Origin of the sequence: Paenibacillus motobuensis (genome assembly GCF_039521865.1) — a bacterium.
Classification (GTDB): Bacteria; Bacillota; Bacilli; order Paenibacillales; family Paenibacillaceae; genus Fontibacillus; species Fontibacillus motobuensis.
In genome coordinates this window covers 232,837-255,691 of the sequence record NZ_BAAACX010000004.1, presented here as the reverse complement: position 1 = coordinate 255,691, position 22,855 = coordinate 232,837, and the positions used below count along the sequence as shown (strand labels likewise).

Here is a 22,855-nt window from a genome sequence, read left to right as displayed (position 1 = left end):
AAGGTTGGATTGAGCTACCTCTATAGAAAGATAGAGAGCAAAGGAGAACCCTTATGAAACTGCTACAGGCATTATTTTTCCCTCCAGAGCAGCCTGGAGGCGTATCATCGATGATCCCTTCTTTACAAGAACGGTTTAATTCTCCCCATTGGGAGATGGAATTATTTTCGCTTCCCAAACGGATTAGAAATAAAGGACATGAGCCTGTCCATTTCCATACATTTGACTGGCATGAATATGAGGACAGCCCGATTGTGCAAAAATATATACAAACCTACAAGGACTATATATGGTGGACGAAGCTGCGTTTGAACAAGCCCTACGATTTGATTCATGCTCATCATCCGATTGCTGGGCTGGCGATGAAGGAAGTATTCCCGGAGACTCCGGTATTACAGAGCATCCATTCCAGCTATGAGCGTGAATTGCTATTGAACGGGCGGATTAAGCCGGATAGCCTGGAGCAGCGTTTCTTGACTTCACTGTATAGAGAGCTTGAAGCGCGTACGGATCGGTTGTTCACCGTATCCCATTCATTCAAGAGTTATTTAACAGATTATGTGGACCATCCGGAACAGATCGGCATTATACCGAACGGTTTCGATGAGCGGCGCTTCAAGCCTGTGCCTCATGAGAATGAAGTGACACAGCTTGTCACGGTATGCCGGCTTGTTCCGGCCAAGGGGTTGGATATCCTTCTCCGGGCCTGCAAGGAGCTCAAAGAGCGGGGATTGAATTATGTGCTGCATATTATCGGCGACGGCCCGATCCGCAAGGAGCTTGAGGATTTAGCTAAGGAACTGGGTATATATAATGAGACGATCTTCTATGGATATACCCTGCACCCCGAAGAATTTGTGCCTTTCTTTGACGTATTTGTATTGCCGTCGCGGGCGGAGGCATTCGGTTCGGTATTCGCTGAAGCAGCGCTATGCAGTCTAGCGTTGGTGGGAACAGATGTCGGTGGAATTTCCGAGCAGATTGAGAGCGGCTCGAATGGCCTGCTGGTACCGGTGGGGGACGTATCGGCGCTTGCCGATGCATTGGAGCAGGTGATCATCGACCCGGCCTTTCGCTATGAGTTGGCCCGTACTGGCTCGGATCATGCCAAGCAGCATTATTCGTTGAACCGGGTCGTGTATGAATTGAAGAAGCTATATTTGGAGTATCAATAACCGTATTTCGTGAAAATGTAATTTGGTCTTCCACCTTTGCCCTGTAAGGGCAAAGGTGGATTTTTCTATATTAAGGGAAGTCTGACATGTCAGCATATATGGTGTCTTCAAGGACTTCATTTATGGTTTGATCTGCTTAGAATTGTAGGTCGCTAGCATCGCCGCCCACAGCAGGCTGAATATGCCGAACATCGGGTACAGGATCGAGAGCAATGTACTGAAGCCGAATTGGCTGGTGACATAGCACAGACAGAGAGTCGTGACGGAGAGCAGCCGAGGAGACACATTTAATCGCTGTCTGAGCTGTAGGGTGACACCATATATATCGGATACGAAGGTGCTGAAGATCTCCATGAAGATCAGCAGGATATAGACGAGCTGGATTACACTTCCCAGTTGCTGGGCAATGCTGCCCATGGGTATTTCAAATTGGGAGATTCCCGGCATGTTCGCGGACAGGGCGAAATGGCCGGCCATAAGCATGAAGCCGACCCCGGCGCCACCGAGAACACCGCCCCATATGATGACTCGGCGATTACTCGTATGGCTGCCGATCGGAACGAGCACGGCCTGGGCCATCGATAGATTGAAGGCGGTGTACATGAGCGGAGAAGCCCAGGCCGAGAATAGGCCGGTGTCGGTATCCATAGTTAAGAAGCGGTTTGCGCCCGGGGACCCTGCCGTATTGATAATGATGGCCAGCGACAGAACGATCATCATGGGAACGACGATCGAATTGAGCTTCATAATGCCGTCAATTCCTCTACCTAGCAGTATATAGGTACTAATAAGCGTAATCCAAAGGCCTATCTGATAGTTGAGTCCAAGATGCTCGTTAAATACGGAGCCGGCTCCGGCCAACATAACGCTATTGACTCCGAGCAGAACGATGAGCGTGAACAGGCTGAGAGCCTGTCCTATTTTTTCGCCGAACAGCTTGCGATTGAGGTCTTCATAGGATACGGCCTGAATCTTGTTGGCCAGCAGCATCATTTTTGTACCTAGCCATATAAACAGAGCGGTAGCTAATAGAATCGTCAAGATCCCTAATTTGCCGTAGCGGGTAAAAAACTGGAGTATCTCTTGTCCGGTTGCAAAGCCGGCGCCTACGACAGTACCTATATAAGTGAATGCAATCTGCAAAATTTTAACGGCATTTTTCATGGCCTTCCTCCTGCTGGGTGTGCTATATATAGTACAAGGTATGTTGTGTTTCAAGAGGACATGACTCAAACTGAAAAATGAAATTATTTGCTATGAGAGATTGTTCAAAACTGGCCTTTTTGAACACACACTATGACTCGGGAGGAAGAATAGGATGGATAAATTAAAAAAAAGGATTATCGAGGAAGGCGTGGTCGTCTCGGAGGAAGTACTGAAGCTGGACAAGCTGCTGAACCATCAGGTTGACCCGGAGCTTATGATGGAGCTTGGCCGGGAATTCGCCGAGCGTTTTCGCGGTGAAGGGATAACCCGCGTCGTGACAGTAGAATCCTCAGGCATTTCGATCGCGTTCGCGACGGCATATGCGTTGGGGGTACCGCTCGTATTTGCCCGCCGCAAGAAGACGCTGCTGGAGGAAGCAGATATGCTTCAGGAACGGGTTCCCTCCTTTACGAAAGGTATCGTAACCGATATTCTGATATCCCGAGATCTGATCAACGCGCAGGACCGGGTTCTGTTCATTGATGATATTATTGCTAATGGCGATGCGGCCAAAGGCCTGATCAAAATTGTTGAACGCTCCGGCGCAAAGTTAGTTGGTGCAGGAATCGTGGTGGAGAAGTGCTTCCAATCTGGAGCACAGGCAATTCGTGATCAGGGAATCCGTCTGGAGACACTGGCCAAGATCAAGTCTCTGGAGAATGGGCAGGTCATTTTCGCTGAATAAATATAGCTATTCCAATTTCTTCATGACTCCTTTGCAGGTTAATGTTTTTTCGTTATAATGAGGATTACTAGGGAGAGGAGGCTTATAAGATGGGAAGAGATTCGGTAGTTCCTACAGAGTTTTTCATTTCAAAATTATCCGAAGCCAAGGTTGCTTTTGAACGGGCTCTCGATTGTAAGCATACAGAGTTTGATGACCTTTATCCCTATATGCTTGAGCATCCCCAATTCTTCTGGTATAAGCGCTATGTGGCGTGGTCGAAGCTGCTGACGATTGTTGAACTGTGCGAGGAGCTTGACATGCCATGGAAAGAGGAATTCAGCCTGCAGCAGGTCGGGTATTTGGAGCAAAGAGTAATGTCTTCGAAGGTGCTCGACTTCTGGTTCGACGGCAGCAAGGAGCATGCACAACGTTAAGAGGGATAGAGGACTCCGCAAGCTGATGCGGGGTCTTTTTTTGAAGAATTATATAGCTGGGCAGAACAGCTTCAGTCGGATGGCTTCTTCCGAATTTTGATCTGTTCAGCATATTTGGGGCATATTGGAGTGAAGAGGGGAGTGAAAAGTAAATACGATGATAACAGATGAGCAGCTGAATGAGTATCGGTTGTCCGGGCAGAAGGTACGCGTAGTAAGGGATGCGCTTCCTGAGAACGATGTTAGAGGGATTATCGTTGCCTGGGATGAGACCCATGTATTGGTCCGTAGGCCAAACCGGAATATGGTCAAGCTGGACCGCAATTATTTGATTCAATCCGCTAAGGATCCTCGGCCTTCGTTCGAGGAATAAAGAGCTGATCATAAGACAACTATCCTGGATGAGAGGCGAGCGTGGCCTACATCTGGGATAGTTGTATTTGTATGCGTGGGGTATCGGAATCAGGAATCCGATGCGGCGCGTCTATTTGGCTGCAGGCGGCTTCTCTTGGGAGTATCTCCCCCCAGATAGGCCCGCATGCGGGAGTTGATCTCATGGCGCAATCCGGACCATAATATCCTCATCTCACCGCGATATCCACGACAGGTATAATCGGCCCAGATTCCGTTCTCGTCCTGCCGAATCTGGTACAGTCTAATCTTACGCTTATTGAATTCAGTCTGTATCTCGGATAATACGAGGGCAGCTCGTTGTTCTCCGCCCTGGATCATCTCTACATAGATCTCAGGACTCTTCAATACACCGCTCTGTTCAATAATTCTTGCATCCCGCTGGAATACATGGCGCACGAACTTTAACAGCAAAGCGCTCTTGATCAAGGCAAGCTCCTCTTCAAGTATACCGGGTACGGCCATATGAACACCTTCTCCCTAAATGCGAACTAATGTTCTTATTATATCCAAAATAATTAGAAATAACAATGGGATTTCCAAGCAGTGGTAGCATCAAGAAGCCTTATAGAATAAAGGGGGAGCGATTATGAAATTTTATTTAAAATGGTTGACTCTATAATTTAGCCGTGATATTATATACCTTGTCGCTGCGAACACGAAGTGTTCTGCAATAGACCATAAAATATGCGGTCGTGGCGGAATTGGCAGACGCGCACGGTTCAGGTCCGTGTGGGCTAACCCCCGTGGAGGTTCGAGTCCTCTCGACCGCATCATCCCAACCATAACAGGTTTCTGATCTGTCCCTCGGACAGTTTGGGAACCTTTTTTATGTTCAATAAATTCAGGCAGTTGCTCATCACATGGGCCGATGGAATCTTGGAACTGTGCTGCCCCTAAAATTCTACATCAAATTCTACATCTAACACGAAGTCAATCAAGAAGCTATTCGGCATCGAATCTTGAATTCAGCCAGTTTAATGTTGCGGCTTCAACACCTAGCGTCTCTCCTTTAACACTCCTTTTATGCTCCAAATACAAAACCTGCTACTTTTACTGGCAATTAATAAATTTAAACCCTTTAGTTAATCCCGCGCAAATAGTCACTTTCTATACTTTAAGAGGGCCTGAAACAACGGGAATATATCATGAACCCACATTAATTCACAGGGAGTGCGAAAAACATGAAACTTTGGTTAAAGAAAGAATTAGCATTGGGTCTTGTTCTAAGCTTATTTGTTTTGATGCTGGCAGCTTGTGGAGGTTCAGACAGCAAAGAAGCAACTACAAGCGGAAATGCGAGCGCTACTCCTGCAACGGAAGAAATTTCAGCAACTGATCTGGAAGACAAGGCGAAGGAAGAAGGCTCTGTCATAAGCGTCGGCATGCCGGATTCTTGGGCGAACTGGAAGGATACATGGGAGGATCTCAAGAGCAAATATTCTCTTGCACACACAGATACAGACATGTCGAGTGCGGAGGAAATCGCCAAATTTGAGGCGGAGAAGGACAAGCCTACTGCCGATATCGGTGACGTAGGTATTGCCTTCGGACCGGTAGCGGTTGATAAGGGTGTTACGCAGCCCTATAAAACCTCCTATTGGGATGAAGTACCGGACTGGGCTAAGGATAGCGAAGGCCACTGGCTGGTCGGCTATCAGGGTTCTATTTCAATCTTCACGAATACACAGCTTGTTCAATCGGCACCGCAAAGCTGGGAGGATCTTAAGAACGGCGACTATAAAATCATTGTCGGCGATGTAACGAAGGCAGCGCAAGCACAAATGGCTGTATTAGCGGCAGCAATGGCTTATGGCGGCGATGAATCGAACATCGAGCCCGGAATAGCTTACTTTGAAGAGCTTGCGAAGAAGGGGCGTCTGTCCAATGCAGAAGCTTCACTAGCCAACATAGAGAAGGGCGAGGTTCAAGTTACGCTGTTATGGGATTTTAACGCTCTCAACTATAAGGATCAATTGGGTGCTGATAAATTCAGCGTAGCTATTCCTAAAGAGGGCAGCGTTGTAAGCGGCTATGCAACGATTATCAACAAATATGCTCCACATCCGAATGCCGCCAAGCTTGCCCGCGAATATATTTTAAGCGACGATGGCCAGATTAACCTGGCTAAAGGTTATGCGAGGCCGATCCGTGACACCGTACAGCTTCCTGAAGAGGTAGCCGCCAAGCTATTGCCTGCAGAAGCTTATGCCAACGTAAAGCCGGTTAACGATTACAAGGTATGGGAAGAAACCGCGAAGACTCTTCCGCAGCTTTGGCAGGAACGCGTACTTGTTCATATGAACTAATGAGCAATCCTGGGGTGGAGGTCTTCGTCATCAGATGAACGACGCCACCCTTTTTTACAAGAAGGAGAGTGAGGGCGTGAAGCGTAATAATCGATGGTTCCTACTAGGGTTAGTTCCTTTTGTAGTGATGATCATCCTGTTTCAGTTAGCTCCAATCCTGTCGATGGTGACGGGAAGCATTAGTCAAGGGAACGGTTCGGGTTTTACGCTTGATTATTATTCGCGGATTATCCATAGCGAATTTTATTTGAAAGCCATTAAGAACAGTTTGTTGATTTCCACTTTTTCCAGCGTGATTGGTATTGTAGTCGGACTGATTTGTGCTTATTCGATTACGCGATTCTCATCAAAAGTGCGGGATCGGTTGTTGATGCTGTCTAATATGACATCGAATTTTGCTGGTGTTCCGCTCGCGTTCGCTTATATTATTCTGCTTGGCAGCAATGGGGTGTTTACGTTGCTCTTTAAGCAGTGGGGCTGGAGCGTGTTCGCCGATTTCAATTTATATAGCTGGGCAGGACTTGTGCTGGTTTATGTGTATTTTCAGGTACCCCTTGCTTTATTGCTGTTGTACCCTTCCTTTTACGGGATTCGGGAGCAGTGGAAGGAGGCGGCTTCCCTGTTAGGCGCAAGCAAATGGCAGTTTTGGAGAACAATCGGACTGCCTATTCTGACGCCTGCTGTTTTCGGTACATTGGGAATTTTGTTCGCTAATGGGATGGGGGCATATGCAACAGCCTATGCCTTGGTTGGTGGGAATTACAATTTACTTGCAGTTCGGATAGGATCATTGGTCGCGGGAGATGTGGTCAATGAGCCACAGCTCGGCAATGCACTCGCAGTTATACTGGCTTTCTCGACGCTGCTAGCGGTGTATCTTAATCATAAAATGACACAGCGTTCAAAGATGCTTCAATCCGGATTTGCCTCAAAGAATACCAGGAGCTTACGGATATTTCCCAAGCTGAAGTCCTCGGCAATGAAGGAGGAACTGTAATGGACACCCATAGAAAGAAGGCAGGCTGGGGCCACCGATCACTAATGCTGCTCTTGATGGTTTATTTGCTTCTTCCTTTGCTTGCTACGTTTATTTATGCTTTCGCGAAGGAGTGGCAGGCAACGATCTTGCCGGAGAGTTGGACGTTGGCATGGTTCAAGGAGATGCTTCAGGACATCAGATTTATGGAGGCTCTATGGACCTCGCTATATCTCTGCATCATTAGTGTAGCGCTGAGCCTCGCCGTGATGCTGCCAGCCGTGTTTATTATTACGGTTTATCTGCCCAAGCTGGAGAAGTTCATGAAGGGAATCGTTGTCCTTCCTTATGCCGTGCCCGGCGTCGTTGCGGCGGTAGGGCTGATTCGGGCCTATTCCTCGGGGCCTATTCCTATTGCAGGTACAGCGTATATTTTGATCGGCGCGTATTTCATTATTATATTGCCTTACATGTACCAAGGGATTCGTAACAGTCTGTTAACGGTGTCTGCCGTTGAACTGGTTAATTCGGCTGAGATGTTAGGCGCCAGTCGATGGAAAGCTTTCGTAACCGTAATTGTGCCAAATATTTGGCCAGGGATCGTTACTTCTACATTATTATCGTTCTCTGTATTATTTGGTGAATTCGTTCTAACGAACATGTTAGTTGGCGGGCATATTCAGACCATCCAGGTTTATTTGTATCAAAGGGTCAACGAAAGCGGACATTTGGCTAGCGCTATTGCGATTTCGTACTTTTTGTTTATTCTAGTGCTGTCTATGGTCCTAATGAAGCTGGGCAAAAAAGTGAATAAGGGGATATCAGGATGAAACCATATTTGAGACTTGAAGGTATCCGCAAACAGTTCGGGAATACCACGGTGCTTCATAATGTCAATTTGGATATTCGTGAGGGAGAACTCGTTACGCTGCTGGGTCCATCCGGCTGCGGAAAAAGTACGCTGCTGCGCTGTATTGCCGGCCTGACGGACCTGGATGGCGGACATATTTTGCTCGATAGCAAGGACATTGTGAACCTTCCGCCCCGGAGCCGCGAGATCGGCATGGTATTCCAATCCTATGCCCTGTTTCCGAATTTGTCGGTCAGCGAAAATATAGAGTACGGCATGAAAATGAGAGGAGTTTCCAAGGAAGCAAGACGTAAAAGATCTGCTGAATTGCTGGAGCTTATTGATCTTGGAGAAAAACGGGATGCGTATCCTCAGCAGTTGTCGGGAGGTCAACAGCAGCGCGTCGCGCTCGCACGTTCACTTGCAGTTCAACCTAAGGTTCTTCTGTTGGATGAGCCACTTAGCGCTTTGGATGCAAGAATTCGAAAAAGCCTGCGGTCGGAAATCCGTGAGATTCAGAAGAAATTCAATATAACGACGATCTTTGTAACCCATGATCAGGAGGAGGCGTTAACTTTATCCGATCGGGTATGCCTGATGAATAAGGGAAGCATCGTTCAGCAGGGTACACCGGAAGAGCTGTATGCAATTCCACGCACAGAGTTTGTCGCGCAGTTTATGGGAAGCTATAACATGTTGACTCGTCCCGAGGCACTGCGATTATTTGGAAAGGTGAATGGCGATGCAGATAGCTTCGCCATTCGGCCTGAAGCGTTACTACTGGTGAGTTCGGACTTATCAAGCGAGGCATCGCGTGAAGGTAAACAAATCGTGGAGGGTACTGTCCATTCGGTATCCATTCTCGGCAATATTATCCGTTATGCCATCGATGCTGCAGGCGTAAGGTTAATAGTAGATGCGCTTAATGATGGCCGATCCCTGAGAATTCAAGAGCAGAGCCCCGTGAATCTTGCCCTGGATCATTCTCAACTGCTGCAGCTAGAGAAGGAAGGAGCATAAAATATTTGTCCATTTCATCCGAACAGCGTAAGAAAGTGATTATCGAGCAATTGAAGGAGCAGGGGCAGGTAAAGGTTCCTGATTTGTCGACCTATTTTACTGTCTCCGAGGAGACGATTCGACGTGACCTTGTACTGCTGGAAAAGGAGGGTCTTGCCAAGCGGGTATACGGGGGAGCGGTTCTGACGAAAATGACCAGCTTCGAGCCCCCCTATTTGCAGCGCCAGATGGTGAATGCGGAAGAGAAGGAGCGGATTGGGCGAATGGCTGCAGAACTTATTGAATCCGGTGATACCATTGCGGTCGATGTAGGGACGACGACGCTTGAGCTGGCTAAGGCTATACATGGGCGTGAGCGTCTGACGATTCTGACCAACTCGCTTGCCGTTGCTTATCATTTAATGGAATCCCTGAACAGCGGGAGGTTCTCAGGGAAGATTTATGTAGTCGGAGGCGAAATGAATCCGGAGCAGCAATCCATGTCCGGGACGCTCGGAGAGCAAGTCCTCTCCCAATTTCGTGTAGATAAAGCGTTTATCTCTATTGGAGGCATGTCCATGGAACGGGGCATCAGCGACTATGATCCGAACGAGACGGGGATGTCGCGCAGGATGATCGATGCAGCTTCCCAGACCATCGTATTGGCCGACGGCTCCAAGCTGGATAAAGAAGGATTCATTGAAATTGTGCCGATGCACAGGGTTCATACCATTGTTAGCGATATTGCTCCGCCTAAGGAATGGCTGCAAGGGCTTAGAAGCTGCCGTATCCGCTGGATTGAAGCCAAGAAAAGAGGGGATTAAGGATGCTGGAAGGAGAAGCCAAGCTTATCGTTGTTGTACTGGATGGATTAAGATACGATTCCGCCCGCAAGTATTTGGGATACATGGAGCATCTTGTTGAACAGGGCGAGATGAACTGTTATCGGGTGCAATCCCAGCTGCCGAGTCTCTCTCGCCCGTTGTACGAAGTACTGCTGACCGGCACGCCCGTGGCGAGAAACGGGATTACGGCGAACCATATTGCGAGGTTAAGTCATGAACAGAGCGTGTTCCATCTCGCACGCGAAGCCGGGTTAAGGACAGCTGCGGCAGCCTATCATTGGGTAAGCGAGCTTTATAACAGCGCTCCATTTAACCCTGCCCTAGACCGCCATCAGCATGATGACAGCAGGCCGATCCAGCACGGGATGTTCTATTTCGAGGATCACTATCCCGACAGCCATCTGTTTATAGATGCCGAACATTTAAGATCGACCTACAATCCGCATTTTTTATATATTCATTCTATGAATATCGATGACATGGGCCATAAGCACGGGGGGGAAAGCAAGGAATATGCTGGTTCTGTACGTGTTGCAGACGGAATACTAGCGACCTTGGTTCCTGTGTGGAGATCGCAGGGATATCAGGTGGTGGTCACGTCCGATCATGGGATGAATGCGATGGGTCATCATGGAGGAACCGAGCCTGAAGAACGGAATGTTCCGCTCTATGTGTTCGGCGAGTTGCCTTCGCCTTCCTTAATGCCGGATCAGACATGGGCAATATCACAGCTGCATTTGGCACCGTTAATGTGCCATTATTTGGGGATTAAAACTTCGGAGGCCATGCTGGCATGAGATTAGATCAAGGAGGCTACGACGAGTGAAGGTAGATATGCATTTTCATCTGGAGGAGGGCCCCTATTCGCTGCGCTGGTTATCCCGCACTTTGCAGGCGCTTGCCTCTACGGAGCCTGAACGGGATGCCTCATTAGGTCATCATACGCTGCAGTATGGGGAGGAAATGGCAAAGCTCCTGTCACACAGAATGCAGCAGGGCTGCTATAGTGAGGAATGGCTGGATCGCTTTCTGAATACGGGGCGTAAAAGAGGGATCGGGCAGTTCGGCGTGGTAGATCATTTATACCGTTTTCGCGAATGCCGGCCGTATTATGAGAGGCATATGCTGCTGGATGACAGCCCTGTCGGGAGAATGCAGCAAGCGTGGCTGGATCAAGTATGCGTGGCGTCGCTTTCCGATTTCGTTCGCTTCGTAACGAAGGCAAAGGCCTCAAGGCCGGATCTTGCTCTGGGAATCGAGGCCGATTTTTTTCCGGGCGGAGAACAGGAACTGAGGGAAATTCTCGCAGGGTCCCAGTGGGATTATGTCATTGGGTCCGTTCATTTTTTGGATGGATGGGGGTTTGACAATCCGGAGACGAGACACGAATTTGAGGGTAGAGACCCGGTTCAAACTTATAAGCACTATTACGAGCTGTTGAGGCAGGCTTGCGTGTCCGGGCTGTTTCACATTATCGCCCATCCCGACAACCTTAAGGTATTCGGATTCCGGCCAGTTGATGAGAAGGAGCTGCTTCCCTATTATCGAATGCTGGCGAAGGAAATGGTACAGAGTGGGGTTATTACCGAGATTAATACAGGACTTGCTTATCGTTACCCGATCGAGGAGAGCTGCCCGAGTCCGTTATTTCTCTCTGTGCTTGCTGAATATAAGGTTCCGCTTACTTTGTCCTCGGACGCGCATTTTCCGGATGATATCGGCATGCTGTTGGATCAAGCCAGAGCGGATGCTGAACATATGGGTTATAAAGAACTTGTGGCATTCAGAGACGGTAAACGGTTGTTGGTACCAATAAATTGAGTTTACGCTTCTTATTGATAAAAACCCCTCACGCAAAATAATGCATTTACGTGAGGGGTTTGAAGTCTCATTTAAGCTTTAGCTGCCCATATTTCAATTTCTATTTTAATTTCTGGTAATCCTAATTCAGAAATATAGCCGATCGTCATCGCTGGATAATCACTACCAAATAGCTGCTCCCATTTTTCATATAGATAATCCCAGTCTATTTTCTCGGTAGCCCATATATTTACTTTGATAATATGCTCTGATGTTAATTCTTCAGAGTGCAAGACGCTTTGGATGTTTTTAAAAGTATACTTGATTTGTTCATTCATGCTATCGGGTAAGTTTTCATTTTCGTCTACCCCAATTTGCCCAGAAGTAACATACAGCTCAGAATTTCTTGGGATTTTGGTAATGTGAGTGTAGTTGCCTACTGGACTATACATACCTTCAGGGTTTTTTCTAGTAATTTTGGAATTTTCCATTTTAAAATACCTCCGCAAAATAAGAATGTTCTGCCATCTTACTTAATAATTCATTTTTGGACACACTTCACCCCTGAAAATGAATTCTAGAAAAAAACAGCAGTAGAGTATCCATATCCAGAAGATATAAACGTTAAAGATCTTTTCTTCATAGATTGAACACTCCTTTCTTAATAAATGCGAAGAGATAAATATGACAAAGATTATATTGGAACTATAATTTGGTGTCAATGATTCCTTCAAAGGCGTTTGTTACTAATTGCTGTACATAGGTTTCGTCCAATGTGTCGCCTGTCACAAGCAAACGATAGAAAATGGGTCCGTAAATGAGATCAATGCAAATGTCAATGTCGAGACTTTTCTTTAATTCCCCACGCCCGATTCCTTTCTCAAAAAGACTCCTTGCCTCAAGTCTGCGGGGACGGAAAAATCGAGCTCGATAGGCCTCCGCCAACCCTGAATCAAACTGCCCCTCACCTAATAACTCCGTAATGATGGTGCCTTCCTGACTGATCAAAAACATGGCTAAATTCGTGGCGTGCAATAGAATGTCATTATAAGTTGAACCCGTATCAGGCACGGGTAATCTGGTTCCAGCGGCATAAAAAAAACCATCCATTACTACAGCAGCCTTGTTAGGCCACCATTTATAAATTGTTGCTTTGCTTACTTGGGCACGATCAGCGATTTTATCAACTGTGACGGCTTGAAAACCGTTCTCCAACAATAATTCGTAAGATGCTAAAAGAATAGACTTTTGCGCTTCTACATTACGCGGCCTGCCTCTTTTGCCATCCATTGTAACACTCACCTTTCGTTAATACATATCTTAACCGGGAAAATAAACTATACGTTCAGTATACCAATAATAAATGAAAAAGAAAGTTGAGATCGCCTATTTACAAAACTAGACGTTCAGTATATTATTTGATTACTAATTTATATACTATACGTACAGTACTGTAAAAGAGAAGGAGGATAAAATAAGATGTCGAGAATGGCATGAAAATAGGCTATTAACTGTTGATCATAATATTCTATATAAGGAGTTGCCTAAAATGACTACAATCAACAAAAGTATCCCAACATGGTTAACGGTACTTATAGCTACCGCATGCGGTATCATTGTAGCTAATCTTTACTATGCACAGCCCCTGATCGGGGTAATCAGTTCTTCAATCGGGCTGCCAGCCCATAGTTCTGGCTTAATCGTCACTTTAACGCAGATTGGTTATGTGGTTGGCTTGCTATTTGTCGTGCCTATGGGTGATATTCTTGAAAATCGAAGACTGATAGTAGTATCTTTACTTCTCACATCGGTTGCTCTTGCAATCACGGCAGTGTCGAAACAACCTGTGCTGTTCTTAGCCGCCTCCTTGGTAATTGGTTTAGGATCGGTCGCAACACAAGTACTCGTTCCTTTTGCGTCGTACCTTGCTTCCGAATTATCGCGCGGTCGTGTTGTCGGCAATATTATGAGCGGTTTGTTACTTGGAATCATGCTCTCCCGTCCTTTGTCGATCTTGGTAGCTGACCTTGTTAGCTGGCATGCCGTATTCGCTTTATCCGCCGCTGCAGTAATTATATTGATGATCGTACTATGGAGGGTATTACCAACAAGAAAGCCTCAGGCTGTCACAAGCTATACAGCTTTACTCGGTTCTATGTGGCACTTGCTGCGAACAAACCAAGTCTTACGCCGTCGGGCTGCATATCATGCAGGTTTGTTCGCGACTTTTAGCTTATTTTGGACAACAGTTCCATTACTGTTATCTGGCCCAGCTTTCCATTTTTCTCAGAAAGCCATTGCATTATTTGCGCTTCTTGGAGTTGCGGGAGCGATAGCTGCGCCTGTGGCTGGAAGGGTGGCCGACTGCGGTTGGACTAAACCTGCAACGGGGATAGCACTAGTTACTGTCGTCATTTCTGTTTTATTGCCACTTGTAATCCGGACTAGTTCGACCATCGGAGTAGCAGTTCTCGTCATTGCAGCTATATTATTGGATGCTGGAGTATCCGCGAATCTTGTGCTCGGACAACGCGCACTCTTCTCGTTGAGTCCCGAAATTCGTAGTCGCCTGAACGGGCTTTTTATGGCTATTTTCTTTTTTGGCGGTGCCATTGGATCCGCAATTGGGGGATGGGCATATGCCACTGGGGGATGGAGTACTGCGTTATGGTTTGGAATAGCTTTCCCGATTATTGCCTTACTTTATTTTGCTACAGAGAAGAAATAAAATGGCCTTATTAAGTTTAGAAGAAATCAAGCACGATGCAACCGCTTCTTCTTGTTTGGTATAATACAGGGTACAAAGAATGCAAGGAGATGTCATGATCAAAATACTTGTGGTGGACGATGAGAGTAGTATTCGGACGGCTATATCTTATGCGCTGCGTAGGGAAGGGTATGAGGTGGAAATGGCTGCGGATGGTCAGGAGGCACTGGACAAGGTGGAGACGTTCCGGCCTACGGTTATGGTTCTCGATGTCATGATGCCTCGTGTAAGTGGTTATGATGTATGCCGTAAGCTGCATGGACAGTCGCGTCCTTCAATTCTATTGCTGACAGTTAAAGATGATATTGTTGATAAAGTACTGGGACTAGAGCTGGGCGCTGACGATTACATGACCAAACCTTTTGATATGCGGGAGCTCCTGGCCAGAGTCAAGGCGTTATCGCGCCGGGGAGGCTATATACAACAAGTGCAGCAAGAGCAACAGCGGGATGTTCTTAGGCTGGGAGGACTGACCGCTGAGTTGTTCAGCCGTACGGTCTCTATTGAAGAGAAACCGCTTGATTTAACGCCTAAGGAGTTTGATCTGCTGGTCTTACTGATGCGCAATCCGGGCTGGGTCTATTCGCGGGAAGTGCTGCTGGAGAAGGTGTGGGATATGGATTTTGCTGGCGGCACTCGCACCGTCGACATCCATGTGCAGCGTCTGCGTAAAAAGCTGGGTAGTCACCACGGGCTCATTCAAACTGTGTACGGTATCGGCTATAAAAGCACGGGGTCACCCTAGATGAACGGCAAATTTCGGCTGGGCCTGAAGGGGAAAATCTCTTTGTTGCTCGCCCTATTGCTCGTTTTTGTCGTGACCTGCCTGAGCGTGCTGGTGCTGAGCGGCATCCGGGAGAACCAGCGAACCCTGCTGGAGCAGTCTTTTACTCGGCAAGCAGAAGCCGCCAATCTGCACGTGCGGGAGGAATATCTGACCGGAGGCAGGATGCAGCCGGACCAGTTTATGAAGCAGACGGGTCAACGTCTGGCCGTTGATTTGGGTGCACAAAGTGGCATGGCTGTGACGCTGTATACGGTCGACGGCACCTTTGCCGGCACCTCGCTGCCGTTTCAGCCCCGGGCCGATGTGCAGGATGCACTGCGTTTTACAGCCCAAGGGCAATCGGCGTACATTACCGAAGGAGATCAGCTGTTGTTTCTCGCTCCTCTGTACAATGCCGAGCAGCGTCTGGGCACGGTGCAGTTTCATGCTTCGCTGGCTGAGCAAAATGCCTTTTATGCCCGAATTCGCTGGTTGTTTCTTCTTGCTGGAGCCACCGTGCTCGGTGTTGGTTTCCTGATCGGTTACGTCTATGTCCGGCGCCAGGTCAATGTCATTAGTCGGCTGAACAGAGCGGCAACGCAAATTGGGCAAGGTAATTATCTATCGGCCCCTTCGGTAATCAGAAAGGATGAGCTGGGCGAGCTTGCCCAAGGGATCTATGAAATGAGCCGTAGTATCTCTACATCAGTTGGTGCTTTGCATGAAGAGAAGCGGAAGCTGCTTGATACGGTGGGACGACTGCGAGAACTGGAGCAGCAGCAGAAGCAGTTCATCGGCAATATTAGCCATGAGCTGAAGACACCGTTAACCTCGATCATCGCGTACGCCGACCTGTTGAATATGTACAGTGATGATCCTGCTCTGTTGGACGATGCCGGAAGGCGTATCCATGTGGAGGCACAGCGGCTGTATGGTCTTGTAGAGAAGGCGCTGCAGTTGTCGGCGATGGATGTTTACGAGTTTGAGACGCAAGCGGAGGCGGTTCCACTGCGACCTTTGCTGGAGGAAGCTGTGACCCGGCTGCAAGGAAAGGCGGACAGCTGCGGGGTCACGATCCATACTTCGCTTGCCGCAGGAGAGGTATGGGCCGATCCCGAGAACGTGATGCACATTATGCTTAATTTACTGGACAACGCGGTAAAATATAACCGACCAGGCGGGCAAGTCCACCTGCTTAACTACATTACAGCACTAGCAGATGGGACACCGCGGATGGTCATCGAAGTTTCTGATACAGGAATCGGTATTCCAGAGGAAGCCGTATTACGTATTTTCGATCCGTTCTATACAGTTAGCAAAGACCGATCGAGAGCCAGCGGTGGAACAGGACTCGGGTTAGCTCTGGTTCGTAACCTAGCTGAGAAGCAAGGAGGAACAGTGCAGCTTGTCGAGACGGGGCCGGACGGGTCGCGTTTCACGGTGGAGCTTCCACTGCATGCTTCTGGTTCGGAAGGAATAAAATATACACAAACTAACAAAGGCGAAGCTCGGAATGAATAAGATCATCCGGGCTTTTCGACATGATCGAGCCCAAATCCAGATTCACGGATTGTTTACAAGTTCGTTACAAGCCAGATATTTTTACGAAATATTGTCTCTCTATACTAAGGACCATGGGGGAGCTTGCAGCAGATGAAGCAGACCACAACCGGATTAAGCGGCCCGGGTCTGAACAACATTTTTGAGCAGGAGGACCTCGATGAAGATGAACAGAAGGAATTACATCGCCGGACTGCTTGTCGCGACCTTGCTGTCAGCCGGCATTATATCGGGTTGTAGTGCAGCTCAGGAGGGCAGAACATCGCCGGTTCGCAGTACGCCGGATGAAGGAAGCCGTACCAGCACCGAGACGGGAGGAGGAAAACGCGAACTGACAGTAGTCAAGGAGGGCAAACCGCCTGCTGAGCAGGGAATTGCCGTGCAACGGATACACCGGATTGAAGGTGCAAATATAGAGAAATGGCTGTCAGACCATGAACTGGAGATCCAAGTGACCACATTGGAGAAGCAGGCGACTGCTACAGAAGAAGCGCAGTTTAGCTACAGTCGGTTCCGTTTTGATCTGGAGACAGGACAGCGGCAGAGCACCCGGGAGCAACCAGGAGCAAGTCAAGGAGAGGTCATCAAATCATTCCTATCGCCGGATGGGAAATACAGCTTCATTCAGACCTGGAAGAACAAATATGAGGCTGTGAATGCGATCAAAAATTTGGACACAGGGGAGCGGAATGAGCTGCTAGCGATTGACAATTATATGGAGGTGGGCGGCTGGCTCAATAATGACTCCTATATTCTTGCCGCCGGCTCGATGGAGGACCTAGGTGCAATATGGAAGATTTCCGTGGACGGTACCCGGGAAAAGATCGAGTTACAGGATTCCGAAGTAGAGTTCTTCACCCAATTTGCTGTGGGTAATGGCCAGATTTATTACACAGATAACAATAGCCGCCTGAAAAGCTTTACCCCAACACAAGCTCGGCCAACCCTGTTAGCCACAGATGTCTCCACCTTGAGCCTGTCTCCTGACAGTCAACGGATTGCCGTCACCACCGCAAGAAGCAGTGGGCAGGAAGAAGAGAGCCTGCTCATCTACGATACGAGTGGTCATGTGCAAGGCTTACAGATCGGTAAAGGTGATTTGGTGTCCTATCAATCCTGGTCCCCCGATTCTTCCAAGCTGGCCTTCGCGGTCTATACCGAGGATAAGGGCGGCATGAATGGGATCTATATTTTTGATACTGTCTCCGGCAAGGTATCGCCGCTAGGGTTATCGTATTTCCCGGTATATCCGCTAAGCTGGAGCCCTTCTGGTGCAAGGCTCGGTATCACTGTGGAAGACAAAGAGAAGCTTGTCGTAACACATATTGTCGATTTCAAACAATGATTATGATTATGAATATGTTCGGAAAAAGGGAGAAGAAAAGGAGAGATCGTTATGAAAAAAACACTTTTGTCCCTCATCGTAGTGGGAATGACAGTATCGGGAGCCGCCGGTGTGTATGCCGGAAGCAAGCTGGAGAAGATCAGCGCTTATCTGAATCACGGCATTACCTTTAAAGTAAACGGAGCCGTTCAATCCTTAACAGACAGCAATGGCAAAAAGCTTGTGCCGATCACCTACCAAAATACGACGTATTTGCCGGTGCGGGTCATATCCAATATGGCTGGAATCAATGTACAGTTCGATGCCGCCAGCCAACAGATTCGCCTGGAAACGAAACAGGGCGATAACCAGCCTGCAGGTGAATTGACGACCGTCAATTACAATGAAACACAGATTAAGGCGATCCAGAAGGCTTACGCTAATTTCGAATCCTTTGAGACAGCCTATGCTCCAAAGCAAATGACTGCAAACGACAGTTACGTTAAAGCGGCAGCTACGGGCGATGGAGTCAATTTGATCTTTAAACATATGATTGTTAATGTGTCACCACGGGATTATTCCACCGACTATGAATCCAAGGAGGTCAAGTTATCTAATGGCGTCATCGCGAAGTGGTATACACCTTCTGATACACCGATGCTGGGATTCCAACTGGACGACCGGACAGTGACGATTAGCTCCCCTGACGGCTCCTTGAGTAACAGCCAAATCGAGCAAGTCGCAGTTAGTGTAGCTAAACTCAAGTAAGACTCTGAATTTACAAGTTAGGATTTGAACCCAACGTGGCACCGAACCTAAGAATGAATAAGCTCGTGAATTTCCATCTAAGGGGATTTGCGAGCTTTTTTACATAGCGAAAAAAAGGGGTTATAAGTACCGTAAGAAGGCATATATAGAACAGTGATGTCCGTATAATAGGAACATGGTGGACAAGGAGTCGAGTTTGCCAATGCTTACTCCCATGGGATTTTTAAGATTCCGCCATTATCAATTCCCATGAAGAACGGAGCGTGTTATTATATGAATGTCCACTGGTGAAATACAATCATAACGCTGGGTATAAGGTAGATGTTCTGGTAACTCGGGTCGTTGGCAATCCTGAGTCGATGAAGTAGGGGGGATAAATTGTAAGCGCTGTCAATTCGTAAGACAGGTCGGTCATTCATTCATGTTATCCGTTAGGTCAAGCAAGGAATAATAATAGCCGAACAGATCTATCAATTTATGCCGGGGGTTGGGACAATGAGCATAAAGGAAGAGGCATTACAGGCACATAGGGTGAGGCACGGTAAGCTCGAAATTGCGACTAAAATGCCGCTTAATAACAAACACGATCTGGAGCTGGCATATACGCCGGGGGTAGCGGAACCTTGCAAAGAAATTGCCAAAGATAAAGAAAAGGCCTATGAGTACACGATCAAAGGCAGCACCGTAGCCATTGTAACGAATGGGACAGCCGTTTTGGGGCTTGGCAATATCGGCCCCGAGGGGGGATTGCCCGTTATAGAAGGCAAGGCGCTGCTGCTTAAGAAGTTTGGCAATGTGAACGCATTTCCGATCTGTATCGACAGCCTTGATCCGGATGAAATTGTAAGAACCATTCAAGTGATCGCACCCGGCTTCGGAGGTATTCATCTGGAGGATATAAAGGCGCCTGAATGCTTCTACATCGAGGATAAGCTGAAGGAAACTCTAAATATTCCCGTATACCATGACGATCAGCACGGGACGGCCGTTGCGGTGCTTGCGGGTCTGCACAATGCTATGAAGATTGTTGATAAATCCTTGGACAGTATACGCATCGTGATTAATGGTGCGGGTGCATCGGGCATTGCTGTTGCCAAATTGCTGCTTGCGGCGGGGGCAAGGCATATGGTGCTATGCGATATTAACGGCGCAATTTCGGAGAACGCCGGCTCAATGAACGAGGCCCAGCAAAGAATCGCGAAAGTTACGAATAGGGATTTCGAGACAGGGACCCTTGAAGATCTTATTAAAGGTAAGGATGTATTCATCGGGGTGTCGGTTGAAGGAGTGTTGACGAAGAAAATGGTGCAGACCATGAATCCCGACTGTGTCATCTTCGCTCTTGCCAACCCAGTGCCGGAGATTATGCCGGAGGAGGCTATTATAGGTGGGGCAAGAATAGTAGCAACAGGAAGATCTGATTACCCCAACCAGATCAATAACCTACTGGTATTCCCAGGCATCTTCAGAGGTGCTTTGGATGCAAGAGTACGGAATATTACCGACGAGATGAAGCTTGCCGCAGCTCAAGGCATTGCAGAACTAGTGAAGGATGAAGAACGGAATGAAAATTACATCATACCGGACGCCTTCGACAAGAGAGTGAGTAGTGTAGTCAGTGAAGCGGTAATCCGAATCGCCCAGAAGACGGGGGGCGCAAGGCTATAATTTTCGGGAATTAATTATAGAATATTTTGGTTGACTCTCATATAGATACATGGTATATTATATTTCGTTGCTGCAAAACATTGCATCAGCGAAATACGCGGTCGTGGCGGAATTGGCAGACGCGCACGGTTCAGGTCCGTGTGGGCTAACCCCCGTGGAGGTTCGAGTCCTCTCGACCGCATCAGAAAAGACATAGCTCTCCGCCAAGGGAGAGTTATGTCTTTTTTTAGTGGGATACGGTATAATGACCTGGAATTTATCCTATCAGAAGGATGAAATGTTCGGAATTATCTTTGTAGGTACAAATAGGATTCGCTAATTCAGGCCCCGACGAATCCTCGATTCCGACACAACCCACTCATTAGCGAGACCTCCAAATATTGACTTATATTATCGGATATGGTATTCTTGTCTTTAATGCATTATTAGCGGACATCAAGTGCGGGATTCTAAAAATGCCTAATGGCCGCTAATCTTAATTAGTGGCCATTGAGATGGTTGTGTTAAATAATTTGATTTTTGGAGGAATCCTATGCAAACAGGTACAGTTAAATGGTTTAATGCTGAAAAAGGCTTCGGTTTTATCGAAATCGAAAACGGAAACGATGTGTTTGTTCATTTCAGCGCGATTGAGGGTGATGGTTACAAGTCGTTGGATGAAGGTCAACGCGTCCAGTTCAATGTGACCCAAGGCAATCGTGGACCGCAGGCTGAAAACGTCTCTAAACTTTATTAAATCTTTCGAGCTGCCCTAAATGTGGGGCAGTTTTTTATTTATTCCTGCTTTACATCTATGCACGAGGACTGTCATTTACGTAATTAAAATAATATAAGCGGAGGTATTGTAAATGAACAAAGAACAATTGATTGAAGAAGTGGCGAAATCTAGTGGATTTTCAAAAAAGAATGCTGAAAAGGCAGTAACACATGTGCTGGACTCGATTTTTGAAGCTCTAAAGCAAGGCAAAGAAGTTCAACTAGTTGGCTTCGGAAGATTTAATGTCCGTAGTCTTGAAGCACGCATGGGAAGAAGCCGCAAAACCGGTGAAAAGGTGGAACTTCCGGCGGGCAAAGTTCCTGTATTCACGGCAGGAGTGACTCTGAAAAAGGCTTTAAATTAAGCTTAACGCCAAATGCTAATATAAAAAAGATGTGACCACATCAGAAAGCGGTTTTTTATCAAAACAAGCACACATGATTCGAACGTTAGCGTCGTATTTTCTACCATTGATGATATTATTAATTTTTACTCCAAACAGAGTTTGGAGAGAAAAGCAGCCAATCTGAGCAATTTAAAGAATGACACAAGCAAGGAAAGGGGATCACTATGAAATCACTTCAAGAATACACCCGCTGGAAGAAGGACATGGCTCTTCACGGTAAATCGGATTTGCGGAAGAGCGTCTGGCAGTTGGTTAATAGCATCGTTCCCTTCCTCTTGCTGTGGGGTCTTGCCTATGAAACTCTGTCTATCTCAATATGGATCTCACTGATGCTTGCAATACCAGCAGCCGGATTCATGATCCGAATCTTCATTATATTCCATGATTGCTGCCATCAGTCGTTCTTCTCTGGGAGGAAGGCGAATACGATCATCGGAACGATGACGGGAATCCTCACTTTCTTCCCTTATGAGCAGTGGAAAAATGAGCACTCCATTCATCATGCGACTAGCGGCAATTTAGGCCGTAGAGGCACGGGTGACATTTGGACGCTGACTACGAAGGAATACACGGCACTCTCCCCATGGAAGCGTCTGGGATACCGCTTATACCGCAACCCATTTGTCATGTTCGGGCTTGGACCGGTATTTATCTTCTTGTATGTATACCGCTTGAACCGGAAGAGTGCCAGACGCAAAGAGCGCATGAACACGTACCTAACGAATGCAGCGTTAGCAGGTTTGATGGGACTGCTCTGTTGGTTGCTAGGCTGGAAGGAGGTCTTACTGGTGGAGGGGACGATTCTCTACTTGTCTGGCGTTGCGGGCATATGGCTCTTCTACGTGCAGCATCAATTTGAGGGTACCTATTATGAGCGTGCAGATGAGTGGGATTTCGTCAGCGCGGCTATGAACGGCAGCTCCTATTACAAGCTGCCCAAAATCCTGCAATGGATGACGGGGAATATCGGCTTCCACCATATTCATCATCTGGATCCTCAGGTGTCGAACTATAACTTGCAGCTCATACACGATAGCAACACCGCCATGCATGGCGTTCCCGCCATCGGAATTCGTTTGAGCTTGCGGGCGCTTCGATACCGACTGTGGGACGAGAGCAGCAAACGATTTGTGGGGTTTCGGGGTCTGAAAGAATAAACAATTGTCT

General features: G+C 47.4%; 25 protein-coding genes and 2 tRNA genes. 23 read left to right on the top strand and 4 right to left on the bottom strand.

The window, feature by feature from the left end; all coding sequences use genetic code 11:
* Positions 1-53: 53 nt before the first annotated feature.
* Positions 54-1,175 carry a glycosyltransferase family 4 protein gene (locus ABD014_RS02485; protein ID WP_343857021.1) on the top strand — a complete coding sequence of 374 codons (1,122 nt, stop codon included), beginning with the start codon at positions 54-56 and terminating at the stop codon, positions 1,173-1,175.
* Between the two features lie 120 nt (positions 1,176-1,295).
* Here ABD014_RS02485 and ABD014_RS02480 read toward each other — a convergent pair whose 3' ends face one another.
* Positions 1,296-2,339 carry a YkvI family membrane protein gene (locus tag ABD014_RS02480; RefSeq protein ID WP_343857019.1) on the bottom strand — a complete coding sequence of 348 codons (1,044 nt, stop codon included), beginning with the start codon at positions 2,337-2,339 and terminating at the stop codon, positions 1,296-1,298.
* 154 nt (positions 2,340-2,493) lie between these two features.
* Here ABD014_RS02480 and ABD014_RS02475 point away from each other — a divergent pair, with 154 nt between their 5' ends.
* The 3 genes from ABD014_RS02475 (at position 2,494) to ABD014_RS02465 (ending at position 3,855) form a co-directional block, all read left to right on the top strand.
* Entirely contained in the window at positions 2,494-3,066 is a 573-nt protein-coding gene (locus ABD014_RS02475) for a xanthine phosphoribosyltransferase (protein WP_343857017.1), read from the top strand.
* A gap of 89 nt (positions 3,067-3,155) precedes the next feature.
* The gene (locus tag ABD014_RS02470; protein WP_127000897.1) at positions 3,156-3,482 is read left to right on the top strand and encodes a hypothetical protein; all 327 of its coding nucleotides are present in this window, start codon (positions 3,156-3,158) and stop codon (positions 3,480-3,482) included.
* Positions 3,483-3,639: 157 nt separating this feature from the next.
* Positions 3,640-3,855, top strand: a complete 216-nt coding sequence (locus ABD014_RS02465) for a hypothetical protein (RefSeq protein WP_127000895.1) — start codon at positions 3,640-3,642, stop codon at positions 3,853-3,855.
* A gap of 89 nt (positions 3,856-3,944) precedes the next feature.
* Here ABD014_RS02465 and ABD014_RS02460 read toward each other — a convergent pair whose 3' ends face one another.
* A complete protein-coding gene (locus ABD014_RS02460) occupies positions 3,945-4,358 on the bottom strand; it encodes a YhjD family protein (RefSeq protein ID WP_343857011.1) in 414 nt (137 codons plus the stop codon).
* 224 nt (positions 4,359-4,582) lie between these two features.
* Between ABD014_RS02460 and ABD014_RS02455 the strand changes: the two genes are divergently transcribed.
* The 8 genes from ABD014_RS02455 (at position 4,583) to ABD014_RS02420 (ending at position 11,693) form a co-directional block, all read left to right on the top strand.
* A tRNA-Leu gene (locus ABD014_RS02455) sits at positions 4,583-4,666 on the top strand.
* A gap of 411 nt (positions 4,667-5,077) precedes the next feature.
* Positions 5,078-6,202 carry an ABC transporter substrate-binding protein gene (locus ABD014_RS02450; RefSeq protein ID WP_343857009.1) on the top strand — a complete coding sequence of 375 codons (1,125 nt, stop codon included), beginning with the start codon at positions 5,078-5,080 and terminating at the stop codon, positions 6,200-6,202.
* A gap of 76 nt (positions 6,203-6,278) precedes the next feature.
* Positions 6,279-7,199, top strand: coding sequence for an ABC transporter permease (locus ABD014_RS02445; protein ID WP_343857007.1), 921 nt, complete (start codon positions 6,279-6,281; stop codon positions 7,197-7,199).
* Positions 7,199-8,008, top strand: coding sequence for an ABC transporter permease (locus ABD014_RS02440; protein WP_343857005.1), 810 nt, complete (start codon positions 7,199-7,201; stop codon positions 8,006-8,008). Before ABD014_RS02445 ends, ABD014_RS02440 begins: the two co-directional genes overlap by 1 nt.
* Complete coding sequence (locus ABD014_RS02435; RefSeq protein WP_343857003.1) at positions 8,005-9,048, top strand: ABC transporter ATP-binding protein; 1,044 nt, start codon at positions 8,005-8,007, stop codon at positions 9,046-9,048. Before ABD014_RS02440 ends, ABD014_RS02435 begins: the two co-directional genes overlap by 4 nt.
* 5 nt (positions 9,049-9,053) lie before the next feature.
* Positions 9,054-9,851, top strand: a complete 798-nt coding sequence (locus ABD014_RS02430) for a DeoR/GlpR family DNA-binding transcription regulator (protein ID WP_343857000.1) — start codon at positions 9,054-9,056, stop codon at positions 9,849-9,851.
* A 2-nt stretch (positions 9,852-9,853) separates the two neighbouring features.
* A complete protein-coding gene (locus ABD014_RS02425; protein ID WP_343856998.1) occupies positions 9,854-10,669 on the top strand; it encodes an alkaline phosphatase family protein in 816 nt (271 codons plus the stop codon).
* 25 nt (positions 10,670-10,694) lie between these two features.
* Positions 10,695-11,693 carry a PHP domain-containing protein gene (locus tag ABD014_RS02420; RefSeq protein WP_343856995.1) on the top strand — a complete coding sequence of 333 codons (999 nt, stop codon included), beginning with the start codon at positions 10,695-10,697 and terminating at the stop codon, positions 11,691-11,693.
* Positions 11,694-11,764: 71 nt separating this feature from the next.
* On the opposite strand, the gene ABD014_RS02415 is transcribed toward ABD014_RS02420, so the two are convergent.
* Together ABD014_RS02415 and ABD014_RS02410 are read right to left on the bottom strand one after the other, a co-directional pair.
* Positions 11,765-12,163: a RidA family protein gene (locus tag ABD014_RS02415; protein ID WP_343856993.1), complete on the bottom strand. Its 399-nt coding sequence runs from the start codon at positions 12,161-12,163 to the stop codon at positions 11,765-11,767.
* A gap of 214 nt (positions 12,164-12,377) precedes the next feature.
* A complete protein-coding gene (locus ABD014_RS02410) occupies positions 12,378-12,962 on the bottom strand; it encodes a TetR/AcrR family transcriptional regulator (RefSeq protein WP_343856991.1) in 585 nt (194 codons plus the stop codon).
* 259 nt (positions 12,963-13,221) lie between these two features.
* Between ABD014_RS02410 and ABD014_RS02405 the strand changes: the two genes are divergently transcribed.
* From ABD014_RS02405 to desA, 11 genes are all read left to right on the top strand, one after another.
* Entirely contained in the window at positions 13,222-14,400 is a 1,179-nt protein-coding gene (locus tag ABD014_RS02405; RefSeq protein WP_343856987.1) for an MFS transporter, read from the top strand.
* A gap of 94 nt (positions 14,401-14,494) precedes the next feature.
* Positions 14,495-15,184, top strand: coding sequence for a response regulator transcription factor (locus tag ABD014_RS02400; protein WP_343856985.1), 690 nt, complete (start codon positions 14,495-14,497; stop codon positions 15,182-15,184).
* Positions 15,185-16,726 carry a sensor histidine kinase gene (locus ABD014_RS02395; protein ID WP_343856982.1) on the top strand — a complete coding sequence of 514 codons (1,542 nt, stop codon included), beginning with the start codon at positions 15,185-15,187 and terminating at the stop codon, positions 16,724-16,726.
* 132 nt (positions 16,727-16,858) lie between these two features.
* A complete protein-coding gene (locus ABD014_RS02390) occupies positions 16,859-17,005 on the top strand; it encodes a hypothetical protein (protein ID WP_343856980.1) in 147 nt (48 codons plus the stop codon).
* Positions 16,974-18,110, top strand: coding sequence for a TolB family protein (locus tag ABD014_RS02385; protein WP_343857333.1), 1,137 nt, complete (start codon positions 16,974-16,976; stop codon positions 18,108-18,110). Before ABD014_RS02390 ends, ABD014_RS02385 begins: the two co-directional genes overlap by 32 nt.
* 51 nt (positions 18,111-18,161) lie before the next feature.
* Positions 18,162-18,857 (top strand): stalk domain-containing protein, encoded by a 696-nt coding sequence (locus ABD014_RS02380; RefSeq protein WP_343856978.1) that lies wholly within the window; start codon positions 18,162-18,164, stop codon positions 18,855-18,857.
* A gap of 495 nt (positions 18,858-19,352) precedes the next feature.
* On the top strand, positions 19,353-20,525 hold the full coding sequence (locus ABD014_RS02375) for an NAD(P)-dependent malic enzyme (protein WP_343856976.1): 1,173 nt from the start codon (positions 19,353-19,355) through the stop codon (positions 20,523-20,525).
* A gap of 97 nt (positions 20,526-20,622) precedes the next feature.
* Positions 20,623-20,706: transfer RNA gene (locus tag ABD014_RS02370), tRNA-Leu, on the top strand.
* Between the two features lie 351 nt (positions 20,707-21,057).
* Positions 21,058-21,261, top strand: coding sequence for a cold-shock protein (locus tag ABD014_RS02365; RefSeq protein ID WP_343856972.1), 204 nt, complete (start codon positions 21,058-21,060; stop codon positions 21,259-21,261).
* A gap of 112 nt (positions 21,262-21,373) precedes the next feature.
* A complete protein-coding gene (locus ABD014_RS02360) occupies positions 21,374-21,646 on the top strand; it encodes an HU family DNA-binding protein (RefSeq protein WP_343856970.1) in 273 nt (90 codons plus the stop codon).
* A gap of 206 nt (positions 21,647-21,852) precedes the next feature.
* Positions 21,853-22,845: a Delta(5) desaturase DesA gene (gene desA, locus ABD014_RS02355; protein ID WP_343856967.1), complete on the top strand. Its 993-nt coding sequence runs from the start codon at positions 21,853-21,855 to the stop codon at positions 22,843-22,845.
* The last annotated feature ends 10 nt before the right edge of the window (positions 22,846-22,855 follow it).